The 16,995-nt window shown below is 30.5% G+C and carries 15 protein-coding genes; 11 read left to right on the top strand and 4 right to left on the bottom strand.

Going from position 1 to position 16,995, the window contains the following annotated elements:
• Positions 1 to 103: 103 nt before the first annotated feature.
• Together C7N44_RS08045 and C7N44_RS07470 are read right to left on the bottom strand one after the other, a co-directional pair.
• Positions 104 to 262: a hypothetical protein gene (locus C7N44_RS08045; RefSeq protein ID WP_157945071.1), complete on the bottom strand. Its 159-nt coding sequence runs from the start codon at positions 260 to 262 to the stop codon at positions 104 to 106.
• Between the two features lie 328 nt (positions 263 to 590).
• Positions 591 to 2,321 carry an MFS transporter gene (locus C7N44_RS07470; RefSeq protein WP_105957295.1) on the bottom strand — a complete coding sequence of 577 codons (1,731 nt, stop codon included), beginning with the start codon at positions 2,319 to 2,321 and terminating at the stop codon, positions 591 to 593.
• Between the two features lie 173 nt (positions 2,322 to 2,494).
• On the opposite strand from C7N44_RS07470, the gene C7N44_RS07465 reads away from it, so the two are divergent.
• Complete coding sequence (locus C7N44_RS07465; RefSeq protein ID WP_105957294.1) at positions 2,495 to 3,058, top strand: TetR/AcrR family transcriptional regulator; 564 nt, start codon at positions 2,495 to 2,497, stop codon at positions 3,056 to 3,058.
• 33 nt (positions 3,059 to 3,091) lie between these two features.
• Here the strand turns inward: C7N44_RS07465 and C7N44_RS07460 are convergent, their stop codons facing one another.
• Complete coding sequence (locus C7N44_RS07460; RefSeq protein WP_105957293.1) at positions 3,092 to 3,646, bottom strand: TetR/AcrR family transcriptional regulator; 555 nt, start codon at positions 3,644 to 3,646, stop codon at positions 3,092 to 3,094.
• Between the two features lie 132 nt (positions 3,647 to 3,778).
• Between C7N44_RS07460 and C7N44_RS07455 the strand changes: the two genes are divergently transcribed.
• From C7N44_RS07455 to C7N44_RS07410, 10 genes are read left to right on the top strand one after another with little or no spacing between them, the layout of a single operon-like run.
• Positions 3,779 to 4,888, top strand: a complete 1,110-nt coding sequence (locus C7N44_RS07455; protein ID WP_105957292.1) for a hydroxymethylglutaryl-CoA synthase family protein — start codon at positions 3,779 to 3,781, stop codon at positions 4,886 to 4,888.
• Between the two features lie 22 nt (positions 4,889 to 4,910).
• Positions 4,911 to 6,116: a thiolase family protein gene (locus C7N44_RS07450; protein ID WP_105957291.1), complete on the top strand. Its 1,206-nt coding sequence runs from the start codon at positions 4,911 to 4,913 to the stop codon at positions 6,114 to 6,116.
• 2 nt (positions 6,117 to 6,118) lie between these two features.
• A complete protein-coding gene (locus C7N44_RS07445) occupies positions 6,119 to 6,574 on the top strand; it encodes a Zn-ribbon domain-containing OB-fold protein (protein ID WP_105957290.1) in 456 nt (151 codons plus the stop codon).
• Positions 6,564 to 7,193: a 4'-phosphopantetheinyl transferase family protein gene (locus C7N44_RS07440; protein WP_105957289.1), complete on the top strand. Its 630-nt coding sequence runs from the start codon at positions 6,564 to 6,566 to the stop codon at positions 7,191 to 7,193. The genes C7N44_RS07445 and C7N44_RS07440 overlap by 11 nt, the downstream gene beginning before the upstream one ends.
• Complete coding sequence (locus C7N44_RS07435) at positions 7,168 to 8,319, top strand: hypothetical protein (protein ID WP_105957288.1); 1,152 nt, start codon at positions 7,168 to 7,170, stop codon at positions 8,317 to 8,319. The genes C7N44_RS07440 and C7N44_RS07435 overlap by 26 nt, the downstream gene beginning before the upstream one ends.
• Before the next feature lie 16 nt (positions 8,320 to 8,335).
• Positions 8,336 to 10,027 (top strand): AMP-binding protein, encoded by a 1,692-nt coding sequence (locus C7N44_RS07430; protein ID WP_105957287.1) that lies wholly within the window; start codon positions 8,336 to 8,338, stop codon positions 10,025 to 10,027.
• A 2-nt stretch (positions 10,028 to 10,029) separates the two neighbouring features.
• Positions 10,030 to 12,798 (top strand): beta-ketoacyl synthase N-terminal-like domain-containing protein, encoded by a 2,769-nt coding sequence (locus tag C7N44_RS07425; RefSeq protein WP_105957286.1) that lies wholly within the window; start codon positions 10,030 to 10,032, stop codon positions 12,796 to 12,798.
• A 12-nt stretch (positions 12,799 to 12,810) separates the two neighbouring features.
• Complete coding sequence (locus C7N44_RS07420; protein WP_105957285.1) at positions 12,811 to 13,743, top strand: ACP S-malonyltransferase; 933 nt, start codon at positions 12,811 to 12,813, stop codon at positions 13,741 to 13,743.
• Positions 13,743 to 13,967, top strand: a complete 225-nt coding sequence (locus C7N44_RS07415) for an acyl carrier protein (RefSeq protein ID WP_105957284.1) — start codon at positions 13,743 to 13,745, stop codon at positions 13,965 to 13,967. Before C7N44_RS07420 ends, C7N44_RS07415 begins: the two co-directional genes overlap by 1 nt.
• Before the next feature lie 7 nt (positions 13,968 to 13,974).
• Positions 13,975 to 15,468 (top strand): AMP-binding protein, encoded by a 1,494-nt coding sequence (locus tag C7N44_RS07410; protein ID WP_105957283.1) that lies wholly within the window; start codon positions 13,975 to 13,977, stop codon positions 15,466 to 15,468.
• Between the two features lie 249 nt (positions 15,469 to 15,717).
• On the opposite strand, the gene C7N44_RS07405 is transcribed toward C7N44_RS07410, so the two are convergent.
• On the bottom strand, positions 15,718 to 16,995 hold a 1,278-nt coding region (locus tag C7N44_RS07405), incomplete at its 5' end, for a thiamine pyrophosphate-dependent enzyme (RefSeq protein WP_105957282.1).

The raw sequence follows: 16,995 nt of genomic DNA, 5'->3' as shown, positions 1-16,995 counted from the left end.
AAAAACATTTTACACTTAAATTATACAAATATATTTATCATGATTCCACATAAAATATTAGATTTTATTATGATTCATTGCATTAAAATTATTAAATGTTCACTTATTTTCTTTTACATCTGATTGATAGAACGATTTCATCATTAGGAACCCAAGGCGTTGTTTGTTGCACATTTTTAATCCTGTAATCCTTTTTATTACTATTTAGCCAATTGGAAACCATGTCTTCTACTTGAATAATACTTAGCTCTTTTTTATCCATATTAATCACCAACCTTTTTTTATAAATATTACGATAAAAATAATTATTATGCTATAAAATATAATTCTAATGAACCATTTGATGTTTAAGTAATAATTTTTATATGTTACATAAACTAGTACTGGTTTTCTTGTTTAAACAATATAATATTAAAAAGTGTAATGCCTAAAGCATTACACTTTTTAATTATCTAAAGGTATTCAAGAAAAGTTACTTTTTCATAGTATTTTGCATTAGAAATATTCGCACGGTTATTTCCAATACAGCATACGCATTATTGCATGCCTTTAGTTCATTATCTTAAGGTACTTTAGCATTTTGAGTTTTCTTATTTACGTTTTGTGCGAAATTTGAAAATTGGAATTGTTAAAACTGAAATAATAGGTAACCACATCATTATTCTGTATACGTTTAAAAAGGCATCATTCATTTGATGTTTAATATGTTGCTTAACATCTGAAATTAAATTATTAACATTCCGATTTACCTTATTGACCTTAGCATCGATTTTTCTATTTACGTCCTTTGTAATGTTAGCCTTTAATATTTGTTTGAAGTTTTGAGGCATAATTGTTTGATGATTTATTGCAGCCATCTTTTTTAAATATATTTGATTAATAATCTTATTTCTCTTGTCCGCATTAACCTTAACAGGAGTGAAACTAACAGAACTATTTACATTATTAACTTTGTTACTTTTAGTATCTAATTTATCATCAATTTTGTTTCTAATTGTTTGTTTCTTGTCAGAAGGCAAGTCAATCTTAGTAATTTGATTATGAGCATAGGTTATGGTATTTGTTTTTGCTGTTTGAACGTTTCCCGATAAAATGGTCATAAAAATGGCAATTGCTAAAACCATACCAATTTGTCTTAATACATTAGCAACACTTTGCGATTCAGTTAATAAGCTCCCTTTAAAATTAGCAACGGCTAGAATATTAGCAGTTGCGGCGACCATTCCATAACCAATCCCTAGGATTATAGCGCCAATTAATAAATTCTTGAAATTGTTATCCACCGGTATAATAGAAAAGAAGTAATAGCCTATAGCAATACTTATGAATCCCAAGAAAATAAAGAGCTTTTTATTGACCCTTTTAATTAGCAATGATGATAAAATAGTTGAAAACATAACGGCAATTGAATATGGTGTTATTAATAAAGCAGCTTGCAATTCACTTTCGCCATGAATCTTGGTTAGAAAAGTTGGAATTAAAGCAACAAACCCACCCAATAAAAAGTTAGCGGAAACTAAAGATAATCCAGCCCCATTAAAATTTCTCTCTTTAAACAAATTCATATCAATCATTGGATGCTCTAATTTCATTTCTACGGTAATAAAAGTGATAAATGCAATTGCTGAAATTATGAATAATGAAATAATTGCAACTGATGACCAGCCCCATTTGTTTCCTTGAATGAGCCCTAGTGACAGAGAAAATAATGTTATCATGCTCAAAATGGAACCTAGATAGTCTATTTTTATTGGACTGGTTTTTTCATTTTTCATGGGTAAAATCATTGCAAAAATGATCATCGCTAGAATTACAATGGGTACATTGACATAAAATACCCAGTTCCAACCCCAAGATTGTGAAATCCAACCCCCAAAACTGGGTCCAATTGCAACGGCTAAGCCTTGTGAACCTGCCAATGCACCTACAACTTTATGCCGCTTTTCTACGCTGAAATTGGAAATCCCAATTACCATACTTGTGGGAATAATGGCTGAAGCTCCGACACTTTGAATAAAACGGGCAACTAACATGAATGTTAAATTGGGTGAATAACCGGATAATAATGATCCCAATCCAAAGACAAACAATCCAATAAATACGAATTTATTTTGCCCAATTCTCTCGGCAATACGGCCAAATGGAATAATCAATGTAGCAAATACAATGGTATAAATATTTATAGTCCAAGATAGGTTTTCTAAACTTTGATTAAAAGCATTTTGAATCTCAGGCAATAAAATAGTCATGACAGAAACATCCATCATACATAACAAAGAACCAAGCATTAAAACAGGTAAAATCAGCTTTTTCTTTAACAATGTCCTCACTTCTTTCTATATTTTGGTCGGCATACAAACAATTCGATGAATAAATCTTTCATGTCTCACTTGTAACCTAACACTTTTTTTAATATAGTTAATATGAAAAAATTAGTCAATAGAATCTAGGCAAGTGCTACATATACTTAGCATGTGTGACAGTGAGGTAATTTATGGAAATTAATGGTCAAAATAATATAAGTGTTATGTCCAAGCAATGGCTAAGTACGTCGTTGCTTAGCATTATGAAACAAAAAAGTTATGAAAGTATTACGGTAATGGAAATTGCTAAAAATGCTGATTTATCAAGACGAACTTTTTATCGGTTCTTTAGGAATAAAAATGAGCTTTTAAAATTTGTATTTGAATGCTCAGTTAATGAATATTTTTTCATATTACAACAGACTATTGAGCAAAAAACTATGCGCATTGAATTCAATGATATTATTAAAATATTTTTAAATTTCTGGTGGAATCATCGAGAACTAGCCCAAATTTTAATTCAGCAAAATTTGTTTTCCCGGCTTTTTGCGGTGTATTCAAATTATTCAGATAAGATGTATCATACATTTAAAATGCCTTGGCACATTGAAGAAAATGATCATGAATTAGGATATGTTTTTGATTTTTTCTTAGGTGGCTATATCAATATCGTGAGCCGTTGGTTGATGGATGAAAAAGCGATTAGCCCTAACGAGCTAACGCGAATTATTTATGATGCAATTAAAAAAATATAATAAAAAAACAAGGAAGATTTCTTCCTTGTTTTTTTATGCCAAATTATTTTTGGAACTAATTTTAGCAAAAGCTTGCATTAAAGTTGATGCAATAATATTGATTTTGTTTGGACAATCGTTTTTTAAAATATATAAATATAAACTTTGCAAACCTCCAGAGAAAAAATAAGAAACAATTGCGATCTCATTTTTTTTGGTTGCGGAATGCCAAGGAAAATTTAAATTCCTGTATATCTCATAAAAAGGTTGCAAATTGGGATTGAAAAATGGAGCCATCATATTATTTTTGAGCAATGTTTGCATTTCTCTTTTATATTGGTTCCAAAATTCAAAATAATAAACAATAACTTCATTAAAACTATTAAATCTTTTGTATTTCAAACTGTTCAAATAGTGTTGCCCTTTAGTTTCAAAAAAACGCTCAATAATGTCTTCCTTCACACTAAAATGTTTATAAAAAGTTTTTCTAGAAACTTGTGCTACCTCGCAAATTTTTACTACTGATATATTGTAAATATCATTTTGATCAAGTAGTTTAAAAAATGCATTTACAATCCTTTCTTCACTGCGTATTGCTGATTTGTTCATGTTCTATATGCTCCTTAAATGCAAAAAATACATAATTATAGCATTACATATTTATGTTGATTTTAAAAGGTGCTTGCGGTATTGTTTATTTAAGAAAGGGTAACATCTGTTACCTCTAAAGGAGGTGAAGTTATGGATAATGCCATTGGCATTGTAGGTATGAGCAATTATATTCCAAAGCATTGGATTGCGAGTCAAACGATTTTAAATTTTTGGCATAATTCGAATTGGCATTTTTTAAAAGCACAAATTGGCATTGAATCCCGCAATGTGATTGGCTGTGATGAAGATGCTTTAACGTTAGCGATGGCAGCGATTAATAAAATGATCCGCTGTGAATATTTAGCACCTAAAATTCCTCATTTGGATAGTTTAATTTTGGGTAGTACCACTATGCCGGAGCTGTATAGGTGTAATGCTATTCAACTGAAAGAAATGTTCTTAGAAAATTCAAAAGTATGGGCTCAAGATATTCAAGATACAGAAAATGGTGCTGTGATGGGCCTAGTAAATGCTTATAGTTTAATTCATGCGAAAATCAGTAAAAATGTGTTAGTAGTGGGTAGCGATACTTTAGGAAGACATATTGAACCAGGAAATCTAAGAGAATACTATGCGGGGTCAGCGGCCGCTAGCATTTATTTAGGCAATGATAATGTTATAGCTACCATTGATCAAGTTACTTGTATTAGCTCGGATTTCCCAGAAGTGGCTAGACCAGAGGACGAACGCTTTTTTAGAAACTTAACATCGTTAAATTCTAAAATTATTGATGAAGGTATGATTAAACATTGCGTTAAAGCCTTTAAAACTTGTTTAGCTAAAAGTAAAAGTTGTGTTTCTGATTACACTAAGATTATCCTACCGGAGGTTTCTTTGAATGGTAAAAGTCGTTTAGCTAAGGCCTTAAATATCTCAGCCAAACAATTATTAGAGATTAGTTACTTCAAAGAATTAGGAGAACTTGGATGTGCTGGAGCTTTTGTGAGTTTGCAAGTTGCTTTAAGCCAAGCCAATGCTAACGATAAAATATTGTTAATCTCATACGGACATTCAGCACAAGCAATATGTATATCTTTAACCGTTACTGATTTCATAAAACAATATTGGCATCAAGTATCACAAGCCAATACTTTAAGCCAGGTCAGTCGCGACCCGCAATTTAAAGTCAATTATGCTGAAATGTTGCAAGCAGAAGACAAAATGGTTCAAAGCAATCAAGCTTTTGATTCTTTTTTGTGATTTTTGAAAGGAGATTCATTCAATGAATGAAAAGCTGCCCGCTATTATTGGCGTCGGTTGTACTATTAATCCTGGTGAACCACATATTGATAAAGGTTTTAAAGACTTAATCGTAGAGGCCAGTTATGCAGCCATAGACAATGCGCATATATCACCTAAGCAAATTGATGGTGCAGTTTTTTCTTATACCGGAGAAGGTGAAGTGGGCTATGGAGGGATTGCTCCTACCTTAGTGGATGCCCTTGGTCTGTCGCCACTGCCCGCATTTACGGATAGTGCTAATTGTGCCAGTGCGCATGCAGCTTTTATGCAGGGGTGTGACATGGTTGAAAGTGGTAATTACGATACGGTTTTAGTTGCTGGTTTTGGTAAAATGACGGACGTAATTCCCTTTGAAAATTATATGTTATTAAGCTCCGATAGCTTATTTGATTATCGTTTGGGCTATTCCCATATAGATTCATTTTTGTTAGGTACGGAATATTTTGCAAAACATCATATTAACAAGGACATACAATATCAAAGTCTACTAGCGGTTGCTATGAGTGCTCGCAATTATGGTAAGTATAATCCTGAGGCGAAATATTTTGATAAAATTAGTAACTATTATGATTTAAAAAGTCTCCCAGCATTAGGTTGTACGCTTGCTTCTGGTGAGGGCGCAAGTGCCATTATTTTAACCAAGAGTGTCAAAGCACGACGAAAAAATAAAGTAGTTGTGCATGGGCGCTCATGGCTATCCACTTCCCATTATGTGGGACATAGATATAGTGATCAGCAAATAATGAATAATCAAAGTAAAGCTGTTTCAGATTTGGCTGAAGGGCTACCCTTGAAAATTGCTTGCAATCGTGCGTATAAGCAAGCCAACCTACGACCTACAGATATCGATACAGTACAGGTTTATGATCAACTTGTAAATCAATTCATTGCGCTTGAAGCGACTGGCATTTGTCCAATCGGCACTGCACCCATGTTTTATATTAATGGAGAAGCTAATGTTAATGGAAAATGTCCAGTAAATACGGATGGTGGGAATATTGGCCGAGGCTTTGCTAGTGGAGCCGCTAGTCTATATGGAATTATTGAGTTATATCGGCAATTAACGAATACTCAACAAGGATTAAAAATTCAAAATCCCGTTCACCATGCACTTTCTACATTTATGGGTGGCTATTATGCCGATGCAGGAGCTGTTATATTATCAAAAATGGATGGAGATGATTAAAATTGGCCAATCAATATTACGACCAGGTGAGCAATCCTATTTTAAAATCTTCTTTAGCCATATGGAGAAACTATCCTAGTTTATATCGATTAGTTGGTTCATATTGTGTGCAATGTCAAAAATCTTTTTATCCTAAACGATTGGTCTGTCCTTTCTGTCATCATAGGGAATTATTAGATAAAAGGTTTTCTGGTAAGGGAAAAATTGTGAATGTAGAGCAAAATAATATTCCACAAATTACAGTAATCGGTTATCGTAATTTAACCGCTAGGTACATGGCCATTATTCAATTGATAGAAGGTCCCTTTACAATTGGTGAATTGGTTGACGTTGGTGGGATTAAGCCACAAGCAGGTATGCCTGTATATAGCGAATTAAGGCGCTTAGCAAGAGATAGTAATCAAACTTGGCAATATGGAATAAAATTTATTATTAGAGATGTTTCAAATGAAGCTTGATACTAATGCATTTTATTTCAATCTATTAGTAATTAAAAATAAATTCCCCTCTTATGAGCAGCAGCATGCAATAGTGCTAGATTATATTCATAATCAATATCATGCTAAATTATTCAAAGATGAAAATGGTAAACCATTTTTAGTGCCCAACAATAATTTGGGATTGTCTATCTCGCATAGCTATCAATATATTTTAATTGTTCTGTTTAACAGTCAATTGATTATTGGAGCAGACATTCAACGTATGTCCAATAAATATAATTTAATCGCATATACTAAATATGATAAATTAAATGATTTATCAACATATATGACGATCATCCAAATGAGTTTTAAAGAAAGTTTAGGCAAATATATAGGCATGGGTTTATTATGTGATCCTATGATTTACCGGATTAATAAGCTAACAAAAACATCAGATTCTTTATTCAAGTGTAAATTTCATTGTTTTCCTACTGTAATAGGCATGGGATTCTTAATTAATGATTTTATTATTACGATTGTATTTAAAGCTGATTGCTTGGAAATTATAACTGAGCAGTTATTAAAGCTAAGAAGGGATTTATTCAAGTATGAAAATATGTATGACACCGATGCAGAAAAAAATTTTTTTAGATGAACTGTTACAAAAAAAGGCAAATTTAAAATACAGTTTATGTTTTTATTTCGAATATAATTCCAATAACACAGTTCAAGAAAACATTGCATCTATTTGCAGTTTAATTAATTTATATCCAGAATTATGTGCGAAAATTAATTACGATGGAAAGAGCGTTAATTTAAACTCTGGTAATCCATTCACTCAAAATGATGTTGCAGTAGATGATTTAAACGATGCCAATGTTAACTTTGATAAAGTAAAAAATGCTTTTTTTCATATGCCTATTAATTTATTCAATAATGAAAAATTGATTGCTTTAAAATTATTGTATGAAAATGATCATTATACATTATTGGTAAAAGTTCATCATATTATTTTTGATTTTTATAGTTTTTTAAAATTTAAAAAAGATTTTTATAAACAAATAATTTTGCAGCAAGCCTTAACTCCAATCTCTGAACAAACACAAAATGAAATCAAAGCAAGTATTATACATGCAGATAACAAGGACGCAGATACTATAAAAAAATACTATCAAAGAAAGACTAAGAATGAATTTTATCCATCAGTAATTATTGGTAGTACAAGCTTAAGTAATTTTAAATGTGATCAACGAGAAATTATTTTAGCTAACCAACAACCTAATCTGAGGTCGGCAATTGTGCTTGTTGCACTTGCCAAGGCCATCTTTGAAATGACTAATATAGATCGCCTTATGATTGGAGTTCCCGTTCCTAATCGAAAATTAACTAATCGCAAGCTAATATCTTGTTTTGTAAATATTATGCCTATAATAATTAAGCGAAATGAGGTGGAGCATAGCGAACAAATTTTAAACGATGTACAACAACAATTATATATGAATCTAAAATATAGCCATTTTGATTTTACAAGTAACTTTTCTAAATATGCTCCCTTTAATGTAACGTTTTCGTACTATCCTAATAATAAAAATAAGCAGACTAAAACTAAAACAAGAATATTAAATATGAATTCAGTAACCGAAATTCATATCACTTATGATGATCTAAACCAATTAACGATTGAAACACAATTATATTCCAAATCCACTTTTAATGTTTTTTGTAAAAAAATCCATGACAATATGAATAGTTTAAATGTGGATTTAACAACAGAATTATAAAGGAGCTTAATTTGCCATGAATAACTTATTAGCCATTATAAAAAAGATTCCCAAAGCGAGCCAATACGTCATTGAAGATAATCAAAAATTCGATGTGGCTGAGTTGGTTATTGAAGCAGAACATTTGGCACAAACATTAGTTAATATCAAAGATAAATATATTTTAATAAACGCGGAGAGTAATACAAAAACCTTAAAATTAATACTTGCGATTTGGTTAGCTGGAAAATGTTATGTACCTATTAACAAACATGCTTCAAATACTACAAAGAGCTCTATAGCTCAAATCTTATCCTCAAGTACTGAAATTAGTCTGTCTTCAAATAATGATCTAATGGTTAATAATAAACTAATGCCATTGGAAAAAACTAATGTTTTACCCCCATTTGATAGTAATAATGGGGCCTATATTATCTTTACTTCGGGGACTACTGGTAAACCTAAAGGCGTCGAAATTAAGCATAAAAATTTATATATGTTGCTACAAGGATTGACTCCAACTTTTAAACAGACAAGCCAAAAAGTTTGGATCAACTTACATTCCTTTGAATTTGACTTTTCCATTTGGGAAATTTTTGCTCCTTTATGCTATGGTGATAACTTAGTCTTATTAGGCGATAAAGTTAAGCCCTTTGAATTTGATAAAATAACTAATTTAATAGATATACATCATGTGAATGTGATTAATCAGACCCCATCTGTTTTTATGAACTTTTATCCTTATTTGGATAAAATTAATTTAGGTAAGATTGATCACATTCTTTTTGGTGGTGAAAAACTAGATTACAACAAATTAAAAGCAATTTATAAAAAATATAAACATCAAATTAGCTTTTTTAACTTATATGGCATAACGGAAGTAACAATTCATGCTACTATCCATAAAATTACTGACATTGACTTTGACAATTCGAATTCTTCAAATATTGGGAAGGGATTGTTCAAAGACAATGTTTATTTAGTTAATGATAAGGGGCTTCGTAGTGAAGCCTCTGGAGAAATTGTTGTAGCTGGTCCTACGGTTGCTTTTGGGTATCTCAACAACGTCAAAGCAACGATGCATCATTTTGATTTTCTGCAAACCACATATTATTCTGGTGATTTTGGTAAGTATGATAAGCATGGAAACATTCAATATTTATACCGTAAAGATTCACAAGTAGAAGTGAATGGTCATAGAGTTGAATTATCAGGGATCGAAACAATTATTGAAACCCATACAGAGTTAAAAATGGTTAAATGTATTTTCCTTACGGGGCATATTTATTGTTTTTATGTGGCATCCAGTTTTTCCCCACAGCAATTAGCATTATTTAGACAGACTTTAGAGAACTTTTTAGAAACATACATGATGCCGCATAAATTTATTCGTTTAAATTCCTTTCCTACTAATAAAAATGGCAAAATCGATGAAGAAAAATTACAAAATATTATTTTGTATCCTAGAAGTGTTAAGTCTTTAAAGCAACATAATGATGAATTTGACAATTTTTTAATTAACTATTTGAACTTAAAGAATCTTTTTGAGAACTATAATCGAAAACGGTCTTTTATGGAACTGGGCTTATCATCTGTAGATTTAATTGATCTATGTAGTGAATTGAACGATATGTTTAAATTTAATCCAGCTTTAACAGTAGTAGATCTTTTTCAATATCAAAGTATTGATGAATTTAAAAGTAAGCATTCAATTATAGGAAAGGAATAACTATGAAAATCGCGATTATAGGATGTTCATATGAATTGCCTGAAGTTAATAATGATAAAGACTTGACTGATATTTTCAATAATGGTCAAGATACAATTAAACGCTTTAACAAGCAAAGGAAATCAAATAACATCAATTGTTGTTATCTTTTAAATGATTATAAAAACTTTGATGCTGAGTATTTTGGCTTTTCTGATTCAGAAATTAAAAACATGGATCCGCAACATAGACGCTTTTTGGTCAATGTTTGGAAACTGATTACTGAGTATGGCTTGAGAAATAATTCCAGTTTGTTGAAGGAAACAGGTGTTTTTTCAGCCATGTCGGCTAGTGATTATTTAATGAAAAATATAAGCTCTAACGATAACCTATCGTATTCCACATATTTGAATAATATTCCAGATACAGCTGCTTCTAAAACCTCTTATAAATTTGGCTTTGGTGGTATCAGTGCCAATATTTCTTCAGCTTGTTCTAGCTTTGCTTCTGCATTATATTATGCCTGTGAAGATTTAAAAGCTAATCGTTTAAAGATGGCCATTGTAGGTGGAGCGCATATCATTGCAAATGCAGAAAACGGTTATAAATACATTCCTGATAGCATTTTTTCTAAAGCTGGCACTTGTAGACCATTTGACAATGATGCTGATGGTATGGTCCCAGGTAATGGAGTAGTTGTCATTGCGTTAAAAACATTAAAGGATGCTCAAAAAGCTCATGACCAAATTTTATGTACAATTAATGGAATAGGGGTTTCAAATGATGGAGACACTAAGTCTGGATATGCGGCACCAGGAGTTACTGGACAGTTAAAGGCTATTAATACTGCATATCAAAGTGCAGGTATAGATAAACATACAATCGATTATTTAGAATTGCATGGTACAGGAACTAAAATTGGTGATGCAATTGAAGCCACTAGTCTAAAACAAGCCTTTCCTAGTCAGCCATTAGTAGTGGGATCGACTAAAGCTAATTTTGGACATCTAGATACAATTTCAGCAGGTTTAGGTTTACTAAAAGCCATTTGGATGCTAAACAAACAAATTATTCCTAAACAAGCTAACTTTAGTCAATTATCCGAAATAATAAAACAAATTAATCCTGGTATCAAAGTTATGACTAATTCAATGCCGAAAAAAATCCAAACTATTGGCATTAATTCCTTTGGTATGGGTGGGACCAATGCTCACATAATTGTTACACAATATAAATCACCGAAATCTCCGTATCTCAAACAACAATATCAATATAATGTTCCGATATTTTCGAAACGATTGTCACAACATGAACAACATATAAAAAGAGTTGAATCATTCATTCATGATACCCAAACGGTTACTAGTCTTATGGGTGGTTTGCATAATCTACTATTCAGAAGTGTCCAACAAGCACATCTTAGTTGGCTACAAGTCAGTTATTCCAATGAGTTAGGACATTTTAAAGTTAATACTAAGTTGTTAAATCAAGAGGATAACTATGATTTAACTACCGAAAAAAGAGCACATCTTGAATTAAAGAAGTTTCCTTTAATAAAAATGCCATCAGAGCCTTTAATGGAAAAAAAATTATGGTTAGAACCCAAAGTAGTAGCTAAAAGTGAGCCAAATAGTAAAACAATAGAAGATATATTTAAAATTTTTGAAACTTATTGTACTAACGAACATAATATTGATTTAAAAAACTGTAAATTAAAAAATTTACCTATAGATTCTTTCCTATTAGTGGAATTAGTTGAAAATTTGAATCAAGTCACTCAAAAGCAATATAAATTGACTGACCTTTTGGTTTCTGATGAAACTGTAATGTCATTTTGTAAGAGTTTAATACAAGATCAAACATCAATTCAGTCAACAAATACTTCTGGGAATACCGAAAATACTGATTCCCAAGTCAGCTTGCCTGAACGAATTCTAAGAGCTAATAAACAATATGGTTTACACATTTCAATAGATGAAGTTAATAATTCTGATTTATTGGAATCGGTAATACAAACACATTTACAAAACAAAAAAACGTTTAATTTTATCACCTATCTAAATGACTTTTATGGCAGTCGACCAAACTTATTTTTAATTCATCCTGCTGGTGGAACAACTATGGGCTATCAACATATGTTCCAAGATAAATATTATCCATATAATATCATTCTAATTGATTTTCCGTTCACACATTTGGAATATGTAAAACAGTATGACTTAAAGCAGTTAGCCCAATTGTATAAAAATGCAATTGAACTGATTAATAAAGATCAACCCTTTGTTTTAGGTGGTTATTCGTTTGGCGGGAACATCACGTTTGAAATTGCAAAACAATTAGTGGAGCAAAAATCGATAAAACCGCAGTTATTGATAATGTTAGATACACATCCAATTGAGGCCTATGCTGATAATGTTCCTATTAGTAAAGCAGCTCAACATATTATGCAAAGCCAAATCTTAAAAAATGTTCAACACATTGGAGCTGAAGATAAAAAGACCTTTTTAACTACTTGGAAAATTAACCATCAAATGTTAAAAACATATCAGTCAACAGCTAAATTAAATCTGCCCATGAAAATTTTTATTTGTAAAGAGCAGGAGAACACGGAATTATTGCGACAGCTGCACATTAAATATTTAGATAAACGTAAATGGCAAAGAAGATTTCAGCAACCCATTCAAGCTATATATGTTAATGGCAATCATTATTCAATTTATATGAATCATAAGTTAGGTAAACAATTAGGTAACATGATTGATCAACTTCTTATTGATGCTTTTAAAAGCTAGGAGGGACTTAATATGAAATATGTTTTCATGTTTCCAGGGCAAGGTAGCCAACACATTGGAATGTTTAATGGATTGAAGATTTTTCATGATATTGAACAGGTTTATACCCAAGCAAGTAATTTTTTAAAAATGGATTTAATGAAAATTAACCAGAGCAAAGAAGTATTCAATCCTGCTAATGCTCAATTAACCTTAGCAGTACATTCTTTGGCGATTTTTAACTATCTGACCAATAAATATCCCAGATTAGCCATTAAGACTTTTATGGGACATAGTTTAGGTGAAATTACAGCGATGTGTGCAGCAGGCTACATTAGTAACACAGACTTCTTCAGTTTTCTCATCCATAGAACTGAAATTATTAACAATTCTGTAAATAATGAAGGAATGCTAGCTATTTCAGGTATGCAAGAAGACGCCTTAAATCAATTATGTAAAAAAGAAAAACGTTTTGTCGAAATTGTAATACAAAATTCTAATGATCAGTTTGTATTAGCAGGCAATAAAGATGTTTTACACAAAATACAAAATCAGTTTGTAGCAAATGATCAAGTGAAAGTGAAATTATTGCCTATTAATGGAGCCTTTCACTGTATTTTACAAATGACTAATAACGTCAAATTAAAAGAATATATAAATAAAATTAATTTTAAGGATATTAACATTCCATTAGTTAGTAATATTAATGCCGATATTATTAGAGGTGCGAATAATATCCGGCAAGAACTAAGCAATCAATTGATTTCAAAGGTTAATTGGTATAAAAGTATTAAAGCCATGATTGAACAAAGTTCAGAAGAAGTTGTATTTATTGAAGTGGGACCAGGAAATGTTTTAACTAAATTAGTAAAACAAATTAACCCACAAAGCCATGTTTTTTGCACAAAGAGTATTTATGATCTTAATGTCTTAGATAAATTTATCATGCACCATGAGGTATTGTAATGACAAAATTAAATATAGTGATTGCTAAATATACTCCTAAAAACATCACTCTACAATCAAATCTAATTATGGACTTGGGTTTATATTCTATGGAAGTTGTTAGTTTGATTCATGATATTGAAGTAACATTTAATATTCAAATTAACTATGATGAGTACCAAAATATTCAAACGGTAAATGATTTAAATATTTTAGTTCAGCGAAAGATTAGTGAAAGAAGTTGAGTGTACCATGTTATTAAAGCAATCAAATCTTGGAACATATATTAAAGATTATATGCTGAAATATAATAATCGTACGTTCTGTTCCTATTATGAAGAGCAACATTATGTAAATAAAACGTATGCACAAGCCTTACATCAGGCACTAAAAATAGCAACATTAATTCAACTTAAAACGACAAAGTCTAAACAAAAAATAGCAATTATTGGATCTACAACTTACCAATGGGTAAGCAGTTATCTTGGTATTTTATTGTCAGGCAACATTGCGGTTCCAATTGATTATCAATTAAGTCAAAAATTAATCCAGCAACGTTTGAAATTTATCCAGCCTACATTAACTTTAGTCACAGATACTGCAACAACTACAATGTTGCATCCAGAAAAAAGCAACATTCTTATAAAGGTGCAGGATGTAAGCAATCTAAAAATTGATGAAAATCAATTTCAAAATAATGAGAATAACTTAGCAGATATTGCAGAAATTGTATTTACTTCAGGTACTAATGGTCAACCACATGCAGTTATGCTATCAAATGAATCTATTTTAAAAAATATTGATTTTATTAACACCACCAGAGAACTTAAAACTAAAGAAAAAATGTATACTTTCTTACCTAATCATCATATTTTCTTTTTAACGTCCTTTTTATTAACGTCCTTACAAAATGGACATGAATTATTTTTAAGTCATAATTATTTTAATTTTCAACAAGATTTAAAAAATTTTAAACCAACGCAAATTTTAACTGTACCTAGAGGTGTCATTAATTTTAAGCGATTAATAGAACGCCAAGTACCCCAAATAGAGCGTTTAGAACAAAAAAGATCTGGCGATATACAGAAATATGAAAATATTATTGAACAAGCACGAGCTTGTTTAGGCGGCAATGTATATCGTATTTGTTCTGGTGGAGCCACTTTAAATAACAGTTTGAAAATATTATTTAAGAACTTAGGCATTCAATTATTTAATGGATATGGTATGACTGAATGTGGTCCAGTAATTAGTTTGGGGATTGGACAACAAGATACATCAGTGGGAATAATTAACAAGTATTGCAAGATCAAAATCAAAGATCGAGAAATATTAGTTAAAGGTAAGATTTTAATGTGGGGATACTACCGTGAGGCTAAGTTAACTAATAGCAAAATTGTAAATGGTTGGTTTAAAACAGGCGATTTAGGCTACATTAGCGATAATCATTTGTATCTAACTGGACGTAAAAAAAATTTAATTATACTAAGTAATGGGGAAAATGTTTCTCCGGAAGACTTGGAAGATAAATTACTAGCATGTAAAGAAATTGAAGCTTGTGTTATATGTGAAATCAACGATAGGATAGTGGCCAAAATTTGGGCTCCTAATGCTAATAAAAACATAATATTAGATTATATAAAGACTTTAAATCAAAGTTTATTGTTATTTGAAAGAATTACTAAACCTATTTTTATGAAACATGATTTTTCAAGAACTACTTCGGGAAAGATTATTCGTAAATAAAATTATATATTAATAATAAGTTTGTTGTTAATCAAACCATGTTTGTGAAAGCATACATTTATTTTCCAATTATATTCAACCACATTAATTAATAAAGATGACATAGGCAGCAAACTATTTCATCTTTGTTTTTATATAGTTATAATTTAAAATTTTAAAAAATAGGGACCGTAATATACAAAAAGGTTCTAAAATTATCAGATATTAATCTGATAATTTTAGAACCTTTATTGCATTAATAATGAAGAATTATTTTCCGTTTTTGTTAGAAATCATTTCTCCCAATTGTGCTAAAGATGCAGGAGCATCATTATATTTCATATTAACTTGAATTAATATGAATTTATCTTTGTTCAATGAAGCTTCCTTTAATGCATTAATTAAATCTATCTCAGTATTAACATTATAAGTTAAAAATTGATCATTGTTTGCACCAAAAGCTTTGGGCATTAGAGTATAGTTAAGTTCTGGTACATCATTATAAGATGCATTCATACCATGGATGAGTCTTTCAACTGTATAACCATTGTTATTAATAACAAAAACAACTGGATTCAAGTGTTTTTTTAATAACATTCCTAATTCTTGAATAGTAAGTTGTAAGGAACCTTCACCTGTCGATAGAATATGACGACTGTCTTTATCTGCTAATTGGCTACCAATCATCGCAGGAAAACTGTAACCAATTGATGCCCAAAGTGGTTGACCTACAAAATCTACACTATTTCCAAGATTCATTGGTGATAATCCAGAAAAAGATGTACCTGATTCTGCTACTAATGTTTCTCCTTGATTTAAACTATTAACTAAAGCTTTGTCATAGAAATCCTGAGTTAATGGTTTATTAGTAGGTGTTAATTTAAAATTATTTTGTTCAATTTTTTTGTCAAAAATATAATTATTATTAAACTTTTTGTTTGAAAGTTCTGATATGCATTCCCTAAAATCATAAGAATCCATATAGTTTTCGCTCTCACCAAATACACTAATAATATTATTATTTAGAGAAATCATTTTTCTTTCATCAAAACTTTGTGTAAACATTGCAGTAACAAAATCCGTTAACTTAGCACCTAATGATAAAATCAAGTCTGATGAATCTACAACTTTTTTAATGCTTTCATCAGATAAATCTCCATTATAAGTACCTATAAATTGAGGTAATCCTTCATTAACAGCACATTTCCCCAAAGCTAGATCAGTGAATGGAACTTTATTTTCTTTAATAAATTTTTCTACATATTTGCCTAGTTGTAAATTTTTAATTTCATGTCCAACTAATACTACTGGTTTTTGTGCTGTATTTAAATATGAAACAAGTTTATTTACTAATTTTTTGTTGTCATTTCTTACACTTATTTTTTTGTCTAATATTTCAGGAATATTTTCTTTTATTTTTTTACTAACAGGAATTTTAGCAACATCTATAGGTAAGGTAATATATGCAGGTTTTCCAGTTCTAATCATATATTTAACTATTTCATTAATATCATCAACTGGATTATTAAAAGATAAATCTTTCACTTT

It is taken from the genome of Apilactobacillus quenuiae (assembly GCF_002994005.1).
GTDB classification, from domain to species: domain Bacteria; phylum Bacillota; class Bacilli; order Lactobacillales; family Lactobacillaceae; genus Apilactobacillus; species Apilactobacillus quenuiae.
Note: the sequence above shows the minus strand (reverse complement) of the source record. Positions and strands in the feature narration are given on the sequence as shown.